Genomic DNA, 19,002 nt, shown 5'->3' on the forward strand with positions numbered 1-19,002 from the left:
TGCGGATTCTCCACCGCACCGGCAGGCTGCCCGGCCGTCGAACCCGGCCGAGCGTCTCCACTGTGCTCAAGCCCGGCAGGCTGCTCCTCGACCGCTCCCCGCCGGTCAGCCTCCGCCAGCCGGCCGAAAGGGGCCGGCGCGCGCTGGTAGGCCAGCACCAGGCCCACGATGTGTCGGCACACGCCGGGCGCTCCGCAGCTGCAACGACCCCGGTCCAGGCCGCCGATCGGGAGCGTGGTCGTCACGCCGTCCTCGAAGGTGGCGTGCACGGTCGTATCGTCGTCCTCGACGATCGCGGGGGCGGCCCGCTCCGTCTCCCGGACCGCCCGCTTCACCAGGCCGCGGTTGGTGAGTTCGGCCAGCGTCTCGGGGGTCAGGGCCCGCAGGTCCGCCCTCATCGGACCCACCGACCCCGCACCGAGGCGGCCGGGTGGCAGCCGAAGAGCGCTCGGGCTTGTGTCCCGGTGAGCCGGGTCATCGGCCCACCTGCTCGGCGACGAAGGTGGCCAGTTCGCCCGGGGTCATCGCGCCCACCGAGGCGCCCACGTCGGCCAGGCGCTGGGCCATGTCGCGGTCGTAGCTGGGGTTGGCGTCCTGGTCGAGGGCGGCCAGGCCGAGGACCCGGATGCCCTGCTCGACGAGTTCGCGGACCGTGCGGATCAGCAGCGACGGCGAGCCGCCCTCGTAGAAGTCGGTGATCAGGGCGACGATCGCCCGGCGGGGCTGCTCGATCAGGCCGGCGCCGTAGCGGACCGCCCGGCCGATGTCGGTGCCGCCGCCGAGTTGGACCCGCATCAGCAGCTCGACCGGGTCGTCGACCTCGCTGGTCAGGTCGACCACGTCGGTGTCGAAGGCGACCAGGTGGGTCCGGACGCCCGGCAGGCCCCACAGGCAGGCGGCGGTGACCGCGGAGTGGATCACCGAGTCGACCATCGAGCCGGACTGGTCGACCAGCAGGATCACCTGCCACTGCTCGACGTGCTTGCGGGTACGGGAGAAGAAGTGCGGCGTCTCGATGAACAGCCGCCGCTCCTCCGGCCGGTAGTGGCCCAGGTTGGCGCGGATGGTACGGGTCATGTCGAAGTCCCGGGCCTGCCGCCACCGGCTCGGTCGCCGGGCCCGGGCGCCGGTGAACGCGGCCCGCACCTCGGTCGCCAGCTTGGCCATCAGGTCGCGGACGACGGCCTCGACGATGCGCCGGGCCAGCCGCAGCACCTCCGGGTTCATCAGGTGCTTGGTCTGCAGCACCGCCTTGAGCAGCGCGGGGTTCGGCTCGACGCGTTCCAGCACGGCCGGGTCGGTGACGATGTCGGTGATCTCGTACCGCTCGATGGCGTCGCGTTGCAGGCGTTCCACCGTCTCGCGGGGGAACAGCCGGTTGATGTCGTCCAGCCAGTCCACTGTGGTCAGTTGCGACGGCCCGTCACCGCCGGCGCGGCCGTCGCCGCGGCGCACGTCGCGCTTCTCCAGGTCGCCGTCGCGGCCGTACAGCCAGTCCAGCGCCGCGTCGCGGGCGAGCCCGTCCGGGCCCAGCGACCCCAGCGCGGCGGCCGGGGCGCCGAGGACGAGGCGCCAGCGTTCGAGATCGGGGTCAGTCACGTGTCCCACCTGTCAGTCCCTCGCGGCGCAGGACCGCGTCGACCCGGTCGTCCAGCAGCATCCCGGCGGCGACCAGCTCCGGATCACCGACGCCACGCAGCAGGCTCCGGCCGGTGCCGGCGAGGCCGCGCCGTTCCAGCAGCCGGCCGGCGATCTGCTCCCGCTCGCGCGGCGGGAAGAACTCGAACGCCTGCCGCAGCGCCGGCACCGCGATCAGGAAGTCGTCGGCCGCCATCGCGGAGACCAGCTCGTCGAGCAGCCCGACCACCGCCGGAGTGTGCAGCACCTCCTCGCGGGCCAGGGCGAACAGTCCGGCCAGCCAGTCACCCGCGGAATCGGGCTGGAAGGCGCCCCGTACCGCCCGCACCGGATCGGGCGGATCCGTGCTCGGCGCGGCCGCCGGGGCACCGAGCGCAGGCTCACCCTGACCGTCGGCGGCATTTGCCGGGGAAGCACCCGGATCGGGGGACGAGGTCTGTTGCAGCGCCCAGCGCAGGCCGAAGGCGGCGCCCCGCAGGTCGGGCGGCGCGCCGCCGTCGGCGGCCAGCCGCGCGGCCACCTCCAGGGCGCCCGGCAGGTCCAGACCCAGTTGCCGGCGGGCGTACCGCAGGGCGTCGCGGCAGGCCGCGAGCGCGCCGATGCGTCCCAGGTCGGCCGCCGCCGACTGACCGTGCACTCCCTCGGCCAGCCACAGGACGCGCCGGACCGCGGCGACGATGACCGTACCGAGGGTGGCGCTGTGCGCGGTGCCGAGGATCCGGTCGTGCCGCCACATGGTGAGCACCACGGCCAGCATCCGGCCGAGCGCGCCCAGCTCCGGCGCCGCCGCGACCGTCGCCTCGATGTCGGCGAGGGCCTGCTCGGACACCTGCGCCGTGCCGGACAGCGCCGCGTCGAAGAGCACGCCGGCGAGCAGATCGACGTCCCGGCCGGCCTGGGTGGCCCGCTCGGCCAGGACCGCCGCGCACGCGTCGGCGAGGGTGGCGCCGTACGCGCCGGCCTCGATGAACGCGGTGAGCCGGGCGGGGTCGGGCCGCATGCTCCAGCGTTCCCGCAGCACCGGGTCGAGGCCGGTGGACGGGCCCGCGTCACGCCGGAAGCCCGGCACGGCCAGGACGCGGACCCGGTGCAGCACCTGGCTGCGGGCCCGGTCGGCCGGCACCGTCAGGTCGAGGTCGAGCTCGTCGGCGCCGTCCAGGCCGAGGCGTTCGAGCTCGGCGTTGACGTGGTGGACCAGCGGGGGCGCCGGTGTGGCCGGGTGCAGGCGGCCGACGCGGGTGCCGCTGAGCGCGGCGACCATCTCGACCACGACCGGGTGGCTGCCGGTACGCAGGGTGCCCCGGTTCGCCCACGGCAGGGCCACGTCCAACGCCTCGTTCACCAGCGCCGAGGCCAGCCCGTCGAGCACGTCCGTGCGGGCCGGATGCCGGTGCCCGCGTACCGTGGCCAGCCCCGCCGCGGTGGTCCGCGCGGCGATCAAGTCCGCTGTGGACACCGGCTGCCGGCGTTCCCGCAGGCGGGCCGCGACGGATTCGGTGAGGTGGCGCGCCGCCGCCTCCGGCCCCGATTCCCACAGCTCCTGGTAGTAGCCGGGGGACGGCATCCCGCTCTGATAGCCGTCGAAGGCGTCCAGCCGCCGGAACGAGTACGGCACCAGAAAGCTGCCGCCGACCGCCTCCGCGGGCAGGGCCGGCACCTCCGGCCACGCCGGCCCACCGGCCCCGTCGCCGGCCGGCAGGGCGAGCGCCGAGACGAGGGCGGGCCGGTGGAAGCCGCCGGTCACCACGACGACCGGCCGGTCCCCCGCCGCGGCCGCCGCGGCCCGTACCCACCGCGCCATGTACGCCTCGCGGGCCGTGTCCGCCTCGCCCGCCGCCGACTCGCCTCGTACCAGGTCGAAGTAGACCGCGAGCCGCTCGGCGCTGCCGTCCGCCGGGGCCACCTCGAACAGGTGGTCCCACAGCACGTCCACGTTGTCCACGTCGAAGCTGCGGCACAGCCGCTCCATCACCTCGGCGTAGCGCAGCTCGGCGTCGGCATAGCGGTTGCTGCGCCCGGCGAAGGCCGGATGCCACGCGGGCAGGTCGATGAACCTCAGCTCCGCGCCGGCCGCCCGGCCGTGGGTGAGCGCCACCCACTCCGGCGAGTACGCGCAGAACGGCGCCCACGACCCGTGCCGGCGTTCCCCGTCGCGGTAGCTGCTGAACACCGCCACCGGCAGCTCGTGGCCGAGCAGCAGCTCGCCGATCCGCTCGTTGAGGTCCGCCGGCCCCTCGATCAGCACGTAGGCGGGCCGCAGCTCGTCGATCGTGGCGGCGACCAGCCGGGCGCAGGCCGGGCTGTGGTGGCGGACCCCGATGAAGGTGACCGGCACGGCTCAGCCCGGCAGCAGGTGGCGGGCGTTGTGCAACGCCTGCCACTGCTCGCCGCCGCGCCAGGTGACCTGCTGGGCGAGGTACCGCCGCAGCTTCGCCAGGTCTTCCGGGTTGTCCTTGGCGGCGGTGCCGGCCAGGCACGACACCAGGTCCTCGGCCGTGCCGGGCTCGCCGCGCAGGAACCAGCCCCGGAGCCCGACCGCGTGGGCCACCGACACCGCCTCCGCGGTGCTCATCACCGCGGACAGCCGGTCCATCGAGTCACCGCGCGCGGTCTCGCCGGTGCGCAGCTCGCGGAACGTGGTCACCAGCACCTCGAGCACGTCGCGCCGCGGCTCGGCCGTCACCCCGGAGCGCCGCAACAGCGCGGCCGCCTCGGCCTCGACCAGCGCCAGCTCGGTGGCGAGGTCGGCGATGGGGAAGACCGTCTCGAAGTTGAAGCGCCGTTTCAGGGCGGAGCTCATGTCGTTGACGCCGCGGTCGCGGGTGTTGGCGGTGGCGATGATGCTGAAGCCGTCGCGGGCGAAGACCATCGCCTCCGGGCCGGTCAGCTCGGGGATGGCCAGCACCCGGTCGGACAGCGGGGACAGCAGGCAGTCCTGCACCTCCAGCGGGCAGCGGGTGATCTCCTCGAACCGGACCGTGCGGCCCTCGGCCATGCCGCGCAGCAGCGGCGCGGGCACCAGCGAACGCGGGGACGGGCCGTCGGCGACCAGCAGCGCGTAGTTCCACGAATAGCGGATCTGGTCCTCGGTGGTGGCGGCGCCGCCCTGGATGGTGAGGGTGGAGTCGCCGCTGACCGCGGCGGCCAGCAGCTCGGAGAGCAGCGACTTGGCGGTGCCCGGCTCGCCGACCAGCATCAGCCCTCGGCTGGTGGCCAGCGTGATGAGGGCGCGGTCGATCAGCGAGGGGTCGCCGACGAACTTGCGGCTGATGCCGAGCTTGCTGTCGCCCACCACGAAGCGGCGGGCCGCCTGCACGCTGAGCACCCAGCCGGGCGGCCGGGCGGCCGTGTCGGCCTCGCGCAGCCGGGCCAGCTCGTCGGCGTACCGCACCTCGGCCGGGGGCCGCTGCACCCGGTCGGCCGGCTCGGTGACCTCGACCACCGACCCGGGCCCGGGCGTGGCCGGGCCGGCGGCGGAGACGCGGCGGGTGGGGCTCATGGGGTCAGCTCCGTCAGGTCGCGGATGATCTCGGACGCGGTCACCGGGTCGAGGCGGCCCAGCGGGACGTGTCCCGTCGTGTCGGCGCCCCAGCGGTTGCCCGTGCCGTCGGACAGGAAGATCATCTCCAACTTCTGCTCGGGGAAGATGTCCAGCGCGCCGACCGCGATGCCCGGATCGAGCTCGATGACGACCTCCTGGCGCGATCCGAGGGCCAGCTCGATGCGGCCCTGGACCCCGGCGTCCTGCGGCTCCTCGCGCCGCCAGCCCCGGCGTTCCAGGCCGATCACCCGGCCGGTCGGCACCGTGTGGCCCTCGAAGCGGGTCAGCCGGGCGGCCGCGGCCTCCTCCGGGGTGAGGCTGAACGTCTCGCGGCCCAGCTGCGCGAACGGCTGCAGGATCTCGTAGTCGGCGAAGACCTCGGCCCAGTCGGGCAGGCTGTCGCCCAGGTGCAGCGGGTGGGCCACCCCGACGCAGGCGTCGTCGGCCAGCTCGGCCCGCTCGTCGTGCACGTCCGAGAACGACCTGTCCTCGGCCACCCGGACCGCCCCGGCCGGCCGGCCGGCGTCGTCGTACGTGGCCCAGACCAGCCGCCGGACGATGTGCCAGAGCAGCGGGTGCGCCACGAACAGCTGCCGGAACTCGGCGCCGGTCCAGCGCCGGCCGGTGACCATCGCGCGTTCCAGGCGGCGGATCTGGTCGGTGGCGACCGTGCGGACGTCCTTCTTGAGCGCGGCGAACTGCTGGTACGCCGCCGGGGCGAGCTCGGCGTCGTCGCGGGCGCCGGGTTTCGGCAGGGCCTTGAGCCGCTTGCCGGAGCTGTCCGCGACGTACGGGCGCAGCTGCTCGTCGAAGCCGACCGTGAACTGCCGGGCGCCGTAGTCCAGCACCATGCTGCCCGCGGCGTCCAGGCCGAACTGCGGCACCAGGCGGTCGGCGAGCTGGTCGGCGCTGAGCCCGAGCCCGGCGGCGACCTCCGCCATCTTCTGGGCGGCGGCCGCCTTGAGACCCTTGAACTTGGCCCGCTGGGCGATGCCGTGCAGGTGCATGAGGGCGACGTCGGTGCCGATGCGGGCCAGGATCTGGACGCCGGTGACCGCCCGCGCGTGCCCGCCCTCGCCCGGCCAGGCCAGGATCAGCGGGGTCAGCCGGCGGACGGTCTCGTCGTCGCCGGCCACGCCGAGGATCTCGAGGACCCAGCCCTCCTTGCTGTCGCCGCCCGCGGTCCGCCAGCCCTGGAAGACCTCCCAGGAGAACTCGGCCAGGCTCGCCGGCTCGCACGCCTGCCGGACGATGTCCACCCCGGCGTACGGCGTCCCGGACCGGCCCACGGCCAGCACGGTCACCAGGTTGACCACCGCCTCGGCGGGCAGCGCGCCGGAGCCGTCGCGCAACCGCACCGGCGGCAGCAGGCCCGGCACCAGCCACCCGGGGATCGCCGGGGGCTTCAGCGGCAGCACCGCCAGCGGATCGGTCTCCAGCAGCGTCCGGATGGCCGCCGCGGCCTGCTCGCCGTAGCCCCGCGCGGCCGTGATCACCGCCTCGGTGTGCCCGCCGGCGTGCAGGGCGAGCAGCGCGTCCTCGGCCTGCCGGCGCGAGACGCCGGCCTTGTCGAGGGCGGCCGGCACCAGGGCCCGGGCCGCCTCGGCGGGGTGCCGCCGCAGCCAGGTGAGCGCCGTCTCCCGCACGCTCTTGAGCCGGGCGTACGCGTCCGCCATCACGGTCGCGATCTCGGGCGAGGTGAAGGGCAGCAGCAGCGGCACGGTCTCGGCCGGGCTGCGCCGGACCAGGTCGAGCAGCGTCGGCAGCGCCGCCAGCTCGAACCGGGCGGCGACCACCCGCATCCAGACGCCGGCCTGCCAGGTGTCCGCGGGCCGCCACTTCGCCAGCAGCGGGCGGGCGAGCAGCTCGGGCGCCCGGGTGAAGAAACCGACCGTCTGCCACCAGGCGCTGGTCCCGTCGGCGATCCACGCCGCCATCTCGGTCCAGCTCCGCCGGCCGTCGTCGTAGTGGTCGTAGGGGGTCTGCCGCCACTGCTCGCGTTCCCCGTCGAGCCATTCGATGCTGGGGGCGTCGGCGCAGCTCAGCCCCGGGATCACCACCGGTTTGCGGGCCGCCTGGGCGCGCCGCCACGGCGGGTCGAGCAGCAACGGCGGCACGGCGCTCACCGGCGCCGGCACCACCGCCGCGGCCTGCGCGCGGATCGCCTCGATGCGCTGCCGGGCGTCGGGCTCCAGCCCCGGCAGCAGCTGCTCGACGAGCCCGGGATGGGCCAGCACGTGGGAGCGCAGGATGGCGGCGACCGCGGGCCGGGCCGCCCCGGCCGGGAGGATCCGCAGCGCCCGGGCCGGATAGCGGCCGGCCGCCTCGAGCAGGGCCGGCGGGATGAACTTGACGTCGATCCGGTCGACCAGGCCGCGCATCACCTCGTCGCTCGGCAGGACGGCGAGCACGGACGACAGGCGCCGCCGGCCGTCGGCGTAGTCCATGTCGTCGAACCAGCGGAACAACGCCGGCGCCGCGGCGGCCCCGACGCCATCGACGATCGTCGTCAGCGCCGCGAGCGAATTGGCGACGCCCCAGGTGTTGGTGAGCAGCCCGAGGGTGGTCACCTGCTCGCCCGTGCCGGCGGCGTGCAGCAGCGCGGCCGCGCGCGACTCGTCGTCGTCGGCGACCGCGGCGGCGACGTCCTCGGCGACCCATTCCGGCCGGGTGGGGACCAGCACCGAGGTCGCGGCCCGGGCGTAGGCGCCGGCACCCCGGTACGGCGTCAGGGCGTCGACCACCTCGGCGTACTCCTCGTCGGAGGCGGCCGCCAGCGCGGCTCGCACCCGCAGCACGGTGGCCAGGGCCGGGTCGCGATACCAGCCGCGGCGCTCCTCGCCGGGGCGCAGGAACCGGACCCCGAACTGCTGGCTGGCGTGGCGGGGGCCGGGCGGCAGGCCGTCGTCGAGGGTCAGGGACATCAGCTCGACCGCGGCCTGGGCGGCGAGGCGCAGCCCGTGCCCGACGATCCACACGTCGGCGAACGCCACGAACTTCTCCTGGACGTCCCAGTTGCCCAGGGTCGCGGCGGCGGCGACGGCGGCCGCACCCAGCGCCGGGGTCTGCGGGTCGCCCGCCAGCCAGGCCGCCCCGGCCTGCGCGACGGCCGGGTCGGTCACCGGCGCGCGCAGGGCGTTGACGACCATGCCGGGCTTGCGGCTGAGGATCTCGTCGACGGTGGTGCGGGCCTTGGGGTCGGGCACGAAGCGGCCCACGCCGCTGCTGCCGCGGCGCGGGACCCGGTGCCGGAGCCAGGTGGCCGGCTGAACCAGCGTGTCCTCGTCGGCGGGGACGGGCGGCGCGGGGGTCTGCTCGGCGGCGACGGGCGGCGCGGGGACCTGCTCGGCGGCGACGGGCGGCGCCGGGGCCGGTGTGCGGGGAGGGGACGTCGCTGCGGTTGTGGTGGTCGTCTCGCCGTACCCCTTGCGGATCTTCTCGGCGATCAGCTTGCCCTCGTGCGCGGCGGCCTCGGCCGCCGAGCCGAAGCTCTTGACCTTGGTCTGCCCGGTCGTGCCGACGCGGCCCCAGCGGACCGTCACCTCGGTGCCGTCCTGGTCGACCTCCCAGAACTTCTTCGATGCTGCGTCGACGAACTCGAAACTGCGCATGTGGCAAACCTCGTCAGGGGTCGGTGGACCGGTGCGAGGCACGGTAGCGATCCGGTACGACAAAATCACCGCATGACGAGACCGGTGGTGGGTGTGGGTCTGATCCTCGTCGATGCGCGCGGGCGGGTGCTGCTCGGTCGCCGGCTCACGGCGGGCGAGCAGCCGTCCTGGTGCCTGCCCGGCGGCCACGTGGAGGGCGGCGAGACGATCGAGCAGGCCGCGGCCCGCGAGGCGGCCGAGGAGGCTGGCATCGACGGTACGCGGCCGGAGGTCATCGCCATCGGCGTGCGCACCGCCGGCAGCGGCCTGACCGCCGCCGCCGTGGCGCCGTGGCCGGGCACGCCGCCGCGGGCGCTGGAGCCCGACGTCCTGACCGACTGGGGCTGGTACGCCCCGGAGGAGCTGCCGGAGCCGCTCTACCCGCCGTCCGCCATGAGCCTCACCGTCTGGCGGGGGCTGCCGCCGCCGGACGGCTGGCGGGTCTATCCGGTCCGGTGACCGGAGGGTCCGGGGTGGCTGCGCGGAGCCACCCCGGACCGCGGGGTCACGGCTGGCTGCGCGGGCTGTCCGGCGCCAGCGTGTCGATGAACTCGTGCGGGTCGTGCACCTCGGTGGTCCGGCGGGCCGCGTCGGCCTCGGCCGCCATGGCCCGGGCCGCCGCCGCCGGGTTCGCGCCGGCCCGCTTGGCCGCCCCGACGACCTGGTAGTACGCCCCCTCGGCGAACGCGTACGCGGCCCGGTACTCGTGCCGCGCGAACGCCTTGGTGGACAGGCCCAGGAGCACGTCGGCCGCCCGCAGCTGCGCGCGTGCCTTCGCCGCCCCGGCCGCCGACTGCACGTCCGCGGCCAGCCGGTTCGCCGCCTCGTGGTACGCCGCCGTCAGGAACCGGTCGCTGTTGTCCCGGTCGAACTGGCTGAAGTCCCAGTTGAGGTCGATGTAGCTCATCATCGTGTTGCTCTCGTCGCCGGCGTTGGCGAACAGGAAGCTGCCCTCCGGCCCGTAGTCCACCCCGGTCTCGCTGTCGTAGCCGTCGTGCGGGTGGCTCATGCCCAGGTGGTGGCCGACCTCGTGGATCTGGGTGGTGCTCAGGCCGTAGCCGGAGGCGACCACCTCGGGGGAGATGAAGGTGAAGACCCCGGTCTGGGTGCCGTCGACGTAGTTGTCGTCGGCGAAGCCCAGCGCCGGCACGCCGACGCCCTCGGCCACGGCGTAGTTGAACACCGGGACCTCGTAGTCCACCCGGCCGGCGTCGTCCTTGGTGCGCGCCAGGTTCTCCCAGTTGTAGAGGTAGAGGTTGGCGAACGCCGGGTAGCCGGAGTCGGGGTAGCAGCTCTCGTCGGTGAGCACCCCGAGGTAGCACTCCTGGGCGCGGGCGTCGTACGGCAGGTCCTGGTTGTCGAAGTCGAGCCGGTTGCGCCAGCGCAGCTCGGACAGCTCCTCGACGACCAGCTTGGGCTTGATGTACTGCGCCGAGGCGTCGACGCCGGGCCAGCCCTCGTACGTGTTGCTGTCGATGTTGATCGACTTGGGCGGCTCGGGGGTCGGCAGCTCCACCGGGTAGAGCGGCGAGGAGGTCATCAGCAGGTTCAGCGCGACGTACCGGGTGATCTTGGAGAGGTCGCCCGTCAGCGCCCCGGGCGCCCGGAACCCGCCCGCGGTGTACTCCCAGGTCGGCGGCATGCGGTAGTCGACCACGCCGTCGCCGTCGAGGTCCGGGTTGTCCACGTCGTAGTTGCTGGTCCACGACTCGGGGCCGGCGGACAGGTCGTGGAACCAGACCCGCCGGGTGCGGCCCAGGCCGGTCTCCTCGTCGTCGGCGGTGGTGCCGCCCCAGGCGATGATCTTGCGGCTGTCCCGGTTCTGGCCGAAGTCGTAGCCGGTGTCGGGGTCGGGCTCACCGATCTTGGTGTAGACGTGGAACTTGAAGTCGGCGCGGCCGTACCAGTTGATGAAGAAGATGGTGTTCCGCCGGGTGTCGACACCGGCGGGCGGGTGGTACGCGAGCCACTTCTCCACGCTGGGCGCGTCGATGGTGTGGTTGTCGGTGATGTCCTTGACGTTCTTCGCCTGCTCGTTGTAGGCGGTCTGGTACGCCGTCAGCGGCGCCGGCTTGGCCAGCTTGCCGAGCTGCCGGAAGAAGGTGTCCTCATAGGACCGACTGCTGTAGCTGACCCGGTAGTCGTAGGTGTAGGTGATGCCCAGCTTCTCGGTCGTGCCGTAGGCCAGGCGGGAACGGACCACGGGTTCGTACCGCTTCGGCAGGCCGGACAGATAGGCGGACTTACCCACCTGATTCGGCTCATAACCCAGGAAGACCACGTTGACCGGCACCCGCTCGGTCAGCCGGGGCTGGCCGCCGGGGTGCAGATAGGTGTAGGAGGATCTCGGTGCGGCGCCCGCGGCTCCCGCGGACGCACCCACCATCGCCGTGATCAGCGCAACGACGAGTGCGGCTCTCCGTCTCATGTGGTCACGCTGCCACCCGGCGGACCCGCAGTAAAGATTTACGCAGGTAAAAGCGTCACTGCACGCCGGGCCCGGCGGTGGGGCAAATGCCGCCCCGCGCCGGCCCGCGCGCTCTAGGCTCGGGGACGTGGCGAAGTATTTCGACGTACATCCCGACAATCCGCAGCCGCGGGCCGTCTCCCAGGTGGTCCGCATCCTGCAGGACGACGGGCTGATCGCATATCCGACCGATTCCTGCTACGCCCTGGGGTGCCGGATCGGCAACGCCAAGGGCCTCGACCGGATCCGCGAGATCCGCCAGCTGGGCGGCGGCCACCACTTCACCCTGGTCTGCCGCGACTTCGCCCAGCTGGGCCAGTTGGTGCAGATCAACAACGCGGTCTTCCGGTCGGTCAAGGCCGCGACCCCCGGCAGCTACACCTTCATCCTGCCGGCGACCCGGGAGGTGCCGCGCCGGCTGCTGCACCCGCGGAAGAAGACCGTCGGGGTCCGGATCCCGGAGCACGTCGTCACCCAGGCCATCCTGGCCGAGCTCGGCGAGCCGCTGCTGTCCAGCACCCTGCTGCTGCCCGGCGAGGAGGAGCCGCTCACCCAGGGCTGGGAGATCAAGGAGCGGCTCGACCACGCCCTGGACGCCGTGATCGACTCGGGCGAGTGCGGCACCGTCCCCACCACGGTGATCGACCTGTCCGGCGGCGAGCCGGAAATCCTTCGCGTCGGCGCCGGCGATCCGGCACGCTTCGCCTAGCGCACGTCACGAGGGGGTCAGCCATGTACCTGCCGGTGCCGGCCCAGGTCGAGCTGGGCTCGCTGGACCATGAGGTGCTGCACTTCTGGCACGCCAACAGCGTGTTCCACCGCAGCCTGGAGCAGTCCGCGGGCCGGCCCGAGTGGATCTTCTACGAGGGGCCGCCGACCGCCAACGGCCGGCCCGGCACCCACCACATCGAGAGCCGGGCCTTCAAGGACGTCTTCTGCCGGTACCGGACCATGCGGGGTTTCCACGTCACCCGCAAGGCCGGCTGGGACTGCCACGGCCTGCCGGTCGAGCTCGCGGTGGAGAAGGAGCTCGGCTTCACCGGCAAGCAGGACATCGAGGCGTACGGCATCGCCGAGTTCAACCTCCGGTGCCGTGAGTCGGTGACCCGGCACACGGACGCGTTCGCCGAGCTCACCCGGCGGATGGGCTACTGGGTCGACATGGACGACGCGTACCGGACCATGGACCCGGCCTACATCGAGTCGGTCTGGTGGTCGCTGCGACAGATCTTCGACCGGGGCCTGCTGGTCGAGGACTTCCGGGTCGCGCCCTGGTGCCCGCGCGACCAGACCGCCCTGTCCGACCACGAGCTGGCCCAGGGCTACGAGCAGGACGTCGACCCTTCGGTCACGGTGCGCTTCCCCCTCACCTCCGGCCCGTGGGCCGGGCAGGCGTCGCTGCTGGTGTGGACCACGACGCCGTGGACGCTGGTCGCCAACACCGCGGTCGCGGTCAACCCGGACGTCACCTACGTCGTGGCCGGCGACGGCGCCGAGCAGGTGATCGTCGCGCAGGACCGGCTGGGCGCGCTGCCCGGGTCGTGGCGGGTGGTCGCCGCGCTGCCGGGCAAGGAGCTGGAGCGCTGGACCTACCGCCCGCCGTTCGACCTGGTGGCGGTGCCGGACGCGCACATCGTCATCCTGGCGTCGTACGTGACCACCGACAGCGGCACCGGACTGGTGCACCAGGCGCCGGCCTTCGGCGCGGACGACCTGGCCGGCTGCCGGGCGTACGGGCTGCCGATGGTCAATCCGGTCCGGCCCGACGGCACCTTCAGCCCCGAGGTGCCGCTGGTCGGCGGCGTGTTCTTCAAGGCCGCGGACGCCGCCCTCGTCACCGACCTGCAGAGCCGTGGCCTGCTGTTCCGCGAGGAGGCGTACGAGCACAGCTACCCGCACTGCTGGCGCTGCCACACCCCACTCATCTACTACGCCCAGCCCTCCTGGTACGTGCGCACCACAGCCGTCCGCGACCGGCTGCTGCGCGAGAACGAGCGCACCACCTGGCAGCCGCCCACGATCAAGCACGGCCGGTACGGCGACTGGCTGGCCAACAACGTCGACTGGGCGCTGTCCCGGCAGCGCTACTGGGGCACCCCGCTGCCCATCTGGCGCTGCCCGGACGGCCACCTGACCTGCGTCGGCTCGCTGCGGGAGCTGAGCGAGCGCACCGGCGAGGACCTGTCCGGGCTGGATCCGCACCGGCCGTTCATCGACGCGGTGACCTTCGCCTGCCGGTGCGGCGCCCCGGCGACCCGGGTGCCCGACGTCATCGACGCCTGGTACGACTCCGGGGCCATGCCGTTCGCCCAGTTCGGCTACCCGTACCGCAACAAGGAGCGGTTCGAGAGCAGCTATCCGGCGCAGTTCGTCTGCGAGGCGATCGACCAGACCCGCGGCTGGTTCTACACGCTGATGGCGATCGGCACGCTGGTGTTCGACCGGTCGGCGTACGAGACCGTGGTGTGCCTGGGCCTCATCATGGCCGAGGACGGCCGCAAGATGTCTAAGCACCTGGGCAACATCCTGGAGCCGTTGCCGCTGATGGACCGGCACGGCGCGGACGCCGTGCGCTGGTTCATGGTGGCGGGCGGATCGCCGTGGTCGTCGCGGCGGATCGGGCCCGGCACGTTGCAGGAGGTGGTCCGCAAGACCCTGCTGACGTACTGGAACACCGCCGCCTTCCAGTCGCTCTACGGGCGTACCGCCGGCTGGGCGCCGTCGGACGCCGACCCGCCGGCGGCCGACCGCCCGGTCCTGGACCGCTGGGTGCTCTCCGAGCTGCACTCGCTGGTTCGCGCGGTGGACGCCGCGCTGGCCGGGTTCGACCCCCAGGAGGCGGGCCGGCTGCTCGCGGCGTTCATCGACGACCTGTCCAACTGGTACGTGCGCCGCAGCCGCCGCCGGTTCTGGCGCGGCGACCCGGCCGCCCTGGCCACCCTGCACGAGGTGCTGGCCACGCTCACGCTGCTGCTGGCGCCGATCACGCCGTTCGTCACCGAGCGGGTCTGGCAGGACCTGGTCACGCCGGTCACGCCGACCGCCGCGGTGTCGGTGCACCTGGCCGCGTACCCGGTCGCCGACGAGGCGTTGATCGACCCGGCGCTGTCGGCGCGGATGGCGACCGCCCGCCGGCTGGTCGAGCTGGGCCGCTCGGCCCGGGCCGAGTCGGGCCTGAAGACGCGGCAGCCGCTGTCGCGGGCGCTGGCCTCGGCGCCGGGTTTCGCCGAGCTCTCCCCCGAGCTGCTCGCCGAGATCGCGGCCGAGCTGAACGTCGGTGTGGTGCTCCCGGTGGGCGCCGCGGGCGACTCGCTGGTGGACACCACGGCCAAGGCCAACTTCCGGCCGCTGGGCCAGCGGTTCGGCAAGGCCGTGCAGGCGGTGGCGGCCGCGGTCGCCGCCGCGGACGCGACCGCGCTGAAGGAGGCGCTGCGCTCCGCCGGCCACGCCCAGGTGGTGGTCGGCGGCGAGACCGTCTCGCTCGGCCCGGACGAGGTGATCATCACCGAGACGCCGCGGGAGGGCTGGGCGGTCGTGGCCGAGGCCGGCGCGACCCTCGCCCTGGATCTGCGCCTGACCCCGGAGTTGCGCCGGGCCGGCCTGGCCCGGGACGCGATCCGGCTGATCCAGGACGCCCGCAAGACCAGCGGTCTGGAGGTCGCCGACCGGATCGCGCTGCGGTACGCGGCCACCCGGGAGGACACGGCGGCCGCGCTCGCCGAGCACGCCGGGCTCGTCGCCGACGAGGTGCTGGCCACGGACTACGCGCCCGGGGAGCCGTTCTGGGCCGGGGCCACCGCGTTCCGCGAGGAGGCGCTCGGGCTGACCTTCTGGCTGCGGAAGGCCTGATGCGCGCCGTCCGCCGGCTGGCCGCGCTGATCCTGCTCGCGGTGCTGGGCGGCTGCGCCGCGGCGCCGCCGAACGCCTGGACCGAGCTGTCGCTGCCGGGCCCGGGCACCCGCCTGCTGCGGGACGGGGTCGCCTGCGGCGGGCAGTGGTACGTCGTCGGCGGGCGCGCCGCCCCGGACGGCGGGACCAGCCCGGCCGCCTGGGCCAGCACCGACGGCCGGAGCTGGCGCAGCGTCACCCTGGCCGCGCTGCCCGGCAGCTACTACGGCCCACGCAGCGTCCTGTACGCCGTGGCGTGCGCCGGCGGCCGGATCGCGGCGATCGGCTCGCGCAGCGGCGGCGCCCACGGCAACCCCCGGGTCAGCACGTGGCACCAACGTCCGGACGGCTCGCTGGCCGAGGCCGCGGCGCCGTTCGAGACGTACGGCGGGGACACCGCGGTGGACGTCGGCCGGATGGCGGGTGGCCCGTCGGGTTTCCTCATCGCCGGCAACCGGACCGGCGGCGCGGCCGCGTGGCTGTCCCCGGACGGCACCGCCTTCCGGCTCTTCGAGAACGCTCCCGGGCTGGCCCGCGCCTTCGCCCGTGACGGCGCCGTCCTTGATGGACAGTTCTGGCTCGTCGGCGGCCTCGGTGACGCCCCCGCCGCCTGGTCGTCCGCCGACGGCGCCTCGTGGCGGCGCGCCGCCCTGCCGGACGAGGAGGGCTACCAGGAACTGCAGCGAGTGGTCCGGCTCGGTGCCGCGCTGGTCGCGGTCGGCCCCCGAGGTGACACCTTCGGTGCGTGGCGGGGCCCCGGCTGGACCGCGGTGGGCCGCTTCGGCCGGCCCGACGCCACCGGCATCCGGTCGCTCACCGTCTCGGACGGACGCCTGTACGCGGCGACGGCCGGCCGGCTCTGGCGTTCCGCCGACGCGGGCCGGTCCTGGCTGACCGTCACGACCCCGCGGCGGGCGCGTCCACTGTCGGCCGTCGCCGGACGCGATGACCGGGTGCTGCTGATCGCCGGCGACCGGGCCTGGCTGGCTCGCGGGGTGTGACATTTTCCCCACCCTGAGCAAAGCTACTCGGCGGTAATGTTCGACGTCCACCGATGTGTTCCCCGGGAGTCACCATGCTGACCGTTCCCCCCGGCCTGGCCGGCGTCGTCGCGTTCGAGACCGAGATCGCGGAGCCCGACCGCGACGGCGGCGCCCTGCGCTACCGCGGCATCGACATCGAGAAACTCGTCGGCAAGGTGTCCTACGCCGACGTCTGGGGTCTGCTCGTCGACGGGGACTTCGGCGCCCCGCTGGCGGCGGCCGAGCCCGTGCCGCTGAGCGTGCGCTCCGGCGACATCCGCGCCGACGCGCAGGCGGCCATCGCGACGATGGCCCCGCAGTGGGGCCTCCGCCCGCTGATCGACATCGACGACGCCCAGGCCCGCGCGGACCTGGCCCGCACCTCGGCGACGCTGCTCGACTTCGTCGCCCAGGGCGCCCGCGGCGCCGATCAGCCCCGCGTCCCGGCGAGCCGGGTCGAGGCGGCCGGCAGCATCGTCGAGCGCTTCATGGTGCGCTGGCGCGGCGAGCCCGACCCGCGGCACGTCAGCGCGATCGACCGGTACTGGATCTCGGCCGCCGAGCACGGCATGAACGCGTCCACCTTCACCGCCCGGGTGGTGGCCGGCACCGGCGCCGACGTGCCCGCCGCCGTCTCGGCCGCGGTCGGCGCGATGTCCGGCCCGCTGCACGGCGGAGCCCCGTCGCGGGCCCTGCACATGGTCGAGGCGGTCGAGCGCTCCGGCGACGCGCGCGGCTACGTCAAGCAGGTGCTCGACAGCGGTCAGCGGCTGATGGGCTTCGGGCACGCCATCTACCGCGCCGAGGACCCCCGGGCCCGGCTGCTGCGGGCCACCGCCGAGGAGCTGGGCGCCCCGCGCTACGAGGTGGCCCGGGCGCTGGAGGACGCGGCCCTGGCCGAGCTGCGCGAACGCAAGCCGGACCGGGTGCTGGCGACCAACGTCGAATTCTGGGCGGCGGTCATCCTGGACTTCGCCGAGGTGCCCGCGCCGCTGTTCACCTCGATGTTCACCTGCGCGCGGACGGCCGGCTGGGCCAGCCACATCCTCGAGCAGAAGCGCCTCGCGAAGCTCATCCGCCCGTCCGCCGCGTACGTCGGGGTGCACGACCGGGAGCCGGCCGAGCTGGCCGGCTGGGAGGACGCGCTCAAGCGCAACGCGGGCCGCTCGTACCTCTGAGGCCGGCGGTCAGCGGGCCGGCTCGAGCCGGAACCGGTCGACGATCACCTGGAGGTCGTCCGACATCTCCGCCAGCCGGCCCGCGGCCCGGTCCGCCTCGGCCACGCCCACCGTGGTGAGCTGGACCGAGGCGGCCACGTCGTTGATCGTCTCCGCCACCCGGCCGCCGGCGTCGGCGGCCTCGGTCACATTGCGGCTCATCTCGTTGGTGGTCACCGTCTGCTCCTCGACGGCGGAGGCGATGGTGGTCTGGAACTCGCTGATCCGGCCGATGATCTCGCTGATCTCCCCGATCGCGTCGACCGCGCCGACCGTGTCGGTCTGGATGGCCGCGACCCGCTGACCGATGTCCTCGGTCGCCCGGGCCGTCTCCTGGGCCAGGTCCTTGACCTCGCTGGCCACGACGGCGAAGCCCTTGCCCATCTCCCCGGCGCGGGCGGCCTCGATGGTGGCGTTGAGGGCCAGCAGGTTGGTCTGTTCGGCGATCGAGGTGATCACCTTGATCACGTTGCCGATCTCCGCGGACGACTCGCCCAGCTTCGCCATCACGGTGGTGGTCGTGGCGGTGACGTCGACCGCGCGGGCGGCGACCCCGGCCGCCTGGGTGGCGCTCTGGCTGATCTCGCGGATGGAGGCGCCCATCTCCTCCGCGCCCGCGGCGACGGTCTGGATGTTCGACGACATCGCGGCCGCGGATTCGGCGACGCTGCTCGCCTGCCGGGCGCCGGTCTCCGCGCTGGCCGCGCTGTTCCGGCTGGTGGCGGCCAATTCACCGGCGGCGGCGCCGAGCGTACGGGAATGCCGGGCCAGATCCGTGACCGTCTGCCGCAGGGTGGCCGTCGCCCGGCGCAGCGAGGTCGCCATGTGTCCCAGCTCGTCCCGCTGGTCCACGTCGAGGGTCCTGCTCAGATCACCCTCGGCGACGGCCTCCAGCACCGCCGACACCCGGCGCAGCGGCGTCACGATCATCCGGGCCACCCACAGGGCGAGGAAGACGGCCAGGGCCAGGGCGATCAGGATGGTCCAGATCAGGCTGATCCGGGTGCTGGTGACGGTCGCGTCGAACCGCCGGCCGGCGATCAGCGCCTCGTCCGCCCGGGCGATCTCCGCGGCCAGCTGTTCCTCGTACGCCTTACGGAGGTCGCGATTCGCGCCCAGCGCCGCCGCGATCGCGGCCGGCCGGTCCGTGCCGAACGTCGTGAACTCCGCCCGCAGCGCGGTGAACCAGGCGTCGGTCGCCGTCTTCAGCTTGTCGATCGCGGCCTGCTGCGGGGGGTCACCCAGGCCCCGGGCGGTCGCCAGGTGGCCGTCGACGGTCGTCTGCCGCTTGAGGGCCTCGTCCCGGAACTTCGGGTCCCCGGCGATCAGATAGCCGCGCTCGTCGTTGGCGGCGGCCTTGGCGGCCAGCGCGGCGTTGTTCAGGTTGGTGATGTACGGGACCCCGCCCCTGAGCTCGTCGTTGCGGGTGGTCTTGAGGTCGGCGATCCCGGCCAGGCTCATGAACCCGGTGACGACCATCCCCGCGATCGCCACCCCGGCGACCGTCAGCACCTTCGTCGAGACCCGCCGGTTGCGCGCCCACGTGGTAGGACCAGCCACCTTCTCCACACCCCTGAAA

Annotated in this window: 11 protein-coding genes and 1 pseudogene; 5 read left to right on the forward strand and 7 right to left on the reverse strand. The window is 74.0% G+C overall.

The genetic code is table 11. The annotated features are described in order from the left end of the window. The 5 genes and pseudogenes from Ani05nite_RS31685 to Ani05nite_RS31705 all read right to left on the reverse strand — a co-directional run. Window positions 1-398: pseudogene (locus Ani05nite_RS31685) on the reverse strand (hypothetical protein); the annotation flags it as partial. Between the two features lie 76 nt (window positions 399-474). Beyond that, window positions 475-1,599: a VWA domain-containing protein gene (locus Ani05nite_RS31690; RefSeq protein ID WP_203774488.1), complete on the reverse strand. Its 1,125-nt coding sequence runs from the start codon at window positions 1,597-1,599 to the stop codon at window positions 475-477. Next, the gene (locus Ani05nite_RS31695; RefSeq protein WP_203774490.1) at window positions 1,592-3,973 is read right to left on the reverse strand and encodes a DUF5682 family protein; all 2,382 of its coding nucleotides are present in this window, start codon (window positions 3,971-3,973) and stop codon (window positions 1,592-1,594) included. The genes Ani05nite_RS31690 and Ani05nite_RS31695 overlap by 8 nt, the downstream gene beginning before the upstream one ends. A 3-nt stretch (window positions 3,974-3,976) precedes the next feature. Beyond that, complete coding sequence (locus Ani05nite_RS31700) at window positions 3,977-5,050, reverse strand: ATP-binding protein (RefSeq protein WP_239130841.1); 1,074 nt, start codon at window positions 5,048-5,050, stop codon at window positions 3,977-3,979. 83 nt (window positions 5,051-5,133) lie between these two features. Beyond that, a complete protein-coding gene (locus Ani05nite_RS31705) occupies window positions 5,134-8,790 on the reverse strand; it encodes a WGR and DUF4132 domain-containing protein (protein WP_203774492.1) in 3,657 nt (1,218 codons plus the stop codon). Window positions 8,791-8,862: 72 nt separating this feature from the next. Here Ani05nite_RS31705 and Ani05nite_RS31710 point away from each other — a divergent pair, with 72 nt between their 5' ends. Continuing rightward, entirely contained in the window at window positions 8,863-9,288 is a 426-nt protein-coding gene (locus Ani05nite_RS31710) for an NUDIX domain-containing protein (RefSeq protein ID WP_203774493.1), read from the forward strand. A 46-nt stretch (window positions 9,289-9,334) separates the two neighbouring features. On the opposite strand, the gene Ani05nite_RS31715 is transcribed toward Ani05nite_RS31710, so the two are convergent. Further along, the gene (locus Ani05nite_RS31715; RefSeq protein ID WP_203774494.1) at window positions 9,335-11,257 is read right to left on the reverse strand and encodes a zinc metalloprotease; all 1,923 of its coding nucleotides are present in this window, start codon (window positions 11,255-11,257) and stop codon (window positions 9,335-9,337) included. A 127-nt stretch (window positions 11,258-11,384) separates the two neighbouring features. On the opposite strand from Ani05nite_RS31715, the gene Ani05nite_RS31720 reads away from it, so the two are divergent. The 4 genes from Ani05nite_RS31720 (at window position 11,385) to Ani05nite_RS31735 (ending at window position 17,384) form a co-directional block, all read left to right on the forward strand. Beyond that, complete coding sequence (locus tag Ani05nite_RS31720) at window positions 11,385-12,005, forward strand: L-threonylcarbamoyladenylate synthase (protein WP_203774495.1); 621 nt, start codon at window positions 11,385-11,387, stop codon at window positions 12,003-12,005. Between the two features lie 23 nt (window positions 12,006-12,028). Then, window positions 12,029-15,145, forward strand: a complete 3,117-nt coding sequence (gene ileS, locus Ani05nite_RS31725) for an isoleucine--tRNA ligase (protein ID WP_203774496.1) — start codon at window positions 12,029-12,031, stop codon at window positions 15,143-15,145. Further along, window positions 15,145-16,185: a beta propeller repeat protein gene (locus Ani05nite_RS31730; protein ID WP_203774497.1), complete on the forward strand. Its 1,041-nt coding sequence runs from the start codon at window positions 15,145-15,147 to the stop codon at window positions 16,183-16,185. Before ileS ends, Ani05nite_RS31730 begins: the two co-directional genes overlap by 1 nt. A 74-nt stretch (window positions 16,186-16,259) precedes the next feature. Further along, window positions 16,260-17,384, forward strand: a complete 1,125-nt coding sequence (locus tag Ani05nite_RS31735; RefSeq protein WP_203774498.1) for a citrate synthase 2 — start codon at window positions 16,260-16,262, stop codon at window positions 17,382-17,384. Window positions 17,385-17,393: 9 nt separating this feature from the next. On the opposite strand, the gene Ani05nite_RS31740 is transcribed toward Ani05nite_RS31735, so the two are convergent. Beyond that, window positions 17,394-18,983 (reverse strand): methyl-accepting chemotaxis protein, encoded by a 1,590-nt coding sequence (locus tag Ani05nite_RS31740; protein ID WP_203774499.1) that lies wholly within the window; start codon window positions 18,981-18,983, stop codon window positions 17,394-17,396. Between the last annotated feature and the right edge of the window lie 19 nt (window positions 18,984-19,002).

Origin of the sequence: Actinoplanes nipponensis (assembly GCF_016862275.1) — a bacterium.
Lineage (GTDB): Bacteria > Actinomycetota > Actinomycetes > Mycobacteriales > Micromonosporaceae > Actinoplanes > Actinoplanes nipponensis.